This window comes from Deltaproteobacteria bacterium PRO3, from assembly GCA_030263375.1.
Lineage (GTDB): Bacteria > UBA10199 > UBA10199 > DSSB01 > DSSB01 > DSSB01.
Window position 1 is genome coordinate 1 of sequence record SZOV01000191.1, and the last position, 1,902, is coordinate 1,902.

Genomic DNA, 1,902 nt, shown 5'->3' on the forward strand with positions numbered 1-1,902 from the left:
GGCCAATCCTTCGTCAAGGCCTCGACCCGCTTCACGAGGGCCTGTTTCGAAAAATCCCCCGAGACGGCGAGGATGATGCGGTCGGGAAAGAAATATTTTTTATAAAAGTCGAGCACGTCGTCCCGGGTGAGGGACTTCAACATCTCCGGCGTCGGGGTCCTGGCCCAAACGCTGTCCTTGCCGTAGAGCAGCTTGGGAAACTCGCGCACCGCGATCTTGCCGGGGTCGTCGTTCTGCCGACGCAGCTGCTCGAGCATCTGCAGGCGCACCAGCTCGAGCTTCTTGGCGTCGAAGGCCGGCTCGCGGAGCATCTCGAAGAGCAGCTCCAGGACCTTCGGCAGGTCCTCCTTCAGGCACTTGAAGCCGATGGCGCCAAATTCCCGCGAGATGTCCGATTCGATGTCGGCGCCGACCGCGGCGAGCTCGGCCTCGAAGCGCTCGGGCGGTCGCTTCAGGGTGCCGCCCTCCCGGAGCAGCTTGCCGGTCATCGCGGCCAGGCCCAGCTTGCCGGGCGGGTCGTAGAGGGCCCCGGTGCGCACGTAGAGGAAGCCCCGCACCACCGGCAGCTCGTGGTCCTGCAGCATCAAGAGCTGGAGGCCGTTGCCCAGGGTGAGCCGGTCGATCTTCGGGACGTGGATCTCGGGCAGGGGGGTCTTTTCGAGGGCGGTCCAACCGGACTCCGCCGCCCGTAGGGCCCCCGAAAAAGCCGTTAAAAAAAGGATGGATAAAGCAAAATGGCGATAAATAGGTTTCATGATTTCTTGGTCGGTTTCAGGACCGCGGTGCGGCGCCGTTCGGGCTTGAGGTACTGCCGGGTCACGCGCTGCAGGTCTTGGGAGCTCACCGCCTGAATCCGCTTCGGATGCTCCAAGACGTAGCGCCAACCGCCGGCCAGGGCCTCGAAGTAGCTGAGCAGCTGGGCAGCCTCGTCGTTGCTCTGCATCTCGTAGTTCCAGGCCGCGAGCAGGTTCTTTTTGGCCTTCTTCAATTCCTCCGAACCGACGCCCTCCCGTAGAATCTTGCCGAGCTCGTCGTCCACCGCCTTCAGGACCTCGTCGGCGACGTGCCCGGGGAGGATGGAGGCATAGATGAAGAAGAGGTTGTCCAGGCGGCTGCCCGGGGAGGAGGCGCTGCAGGCGACGTTCTGGACCAGCCGGTCTTGGACGACGAGGCGCTTGTAAAGGCGGCTGGTGCGCCCCTCGCAGAGCACCTGATCCAGGATGTCGAAGACGTAGTCGTCAGGGTGCGGCATGGTGGGCTTGAGGTAGCCCGCCATCAGGGCCGGCGAGGCATCGAAGGGGACCTCGACGCGCTTCTCCTGTTGCGGTTCGGGTTCGCGGACCTCGACCTTGGGCGGCGCGGGCCCCGCCGGGATCTTGCCGAAATATTCCTCGAGGATCTTGGCCGCCTCGTCGGGGTCGATGTCGCCCACCAAGGTCCCCACCATGTTTCCGGGGACGTAATACTTCTTATAGAAGGCCTTGAGGTCGCTGGCGCTCAGCCTCTGCAGGTCGGCGGGATAGCCGATGGTGGGCCGGCGATAGGGGCTGGTCTCGAAGGCCAGGGCCATCAGCGCCTCGTAGAGCTTGCCGAAGGGCGAGTCGTCGATGCGGGTGCGGCGTTCCTCTTGGACGACGTCGCGTTCGGTGTAGAATTCGCGGAACACCGGGTCGCGCAGCCGGCTGGACTCGAGGTAGGCCCAGAGGCGCAGCTTGGTGTTGGGGAGCTGGACGAAATAGCTGGTCAGGTCCTGGCTGGTGGTGGCGTTGAGGTCGGCGCCGCCGTTACGCAAGTAGATCTTGGAGAATTCCTCCTTCACGACCAGCCGGCCCGCCTCGGCGACGAGGCCCTCGAGCCGCTTGGCCAAGGCGGCGCGGCGCGGGCCCTGGGCCTTCTGCAGCT

Annotated in this window: 2 protein-coding genes; both read right to left on the reverse strand. The window is 64.7% G+C overall.

Annotated elements, in window-relative coordinates; genetic code table 11:
- The coding region (locus FBR05_15220; protein ID MDL1873530.1) for an insulinase family protein at positions 1-755 on the reverse strand (755 nt) is incomplete at its 3' end.
- Positions 752-1,902: insulinase family protein (locus FBR05_15225; GenBank protein MDL1873531.1), on the reverse strand; the 1,151-nt coding region annotated here is incomplete at its 5' end. The genes FBR05_15225 and FBR05_15220, both read right to left, overlap by 4 nt.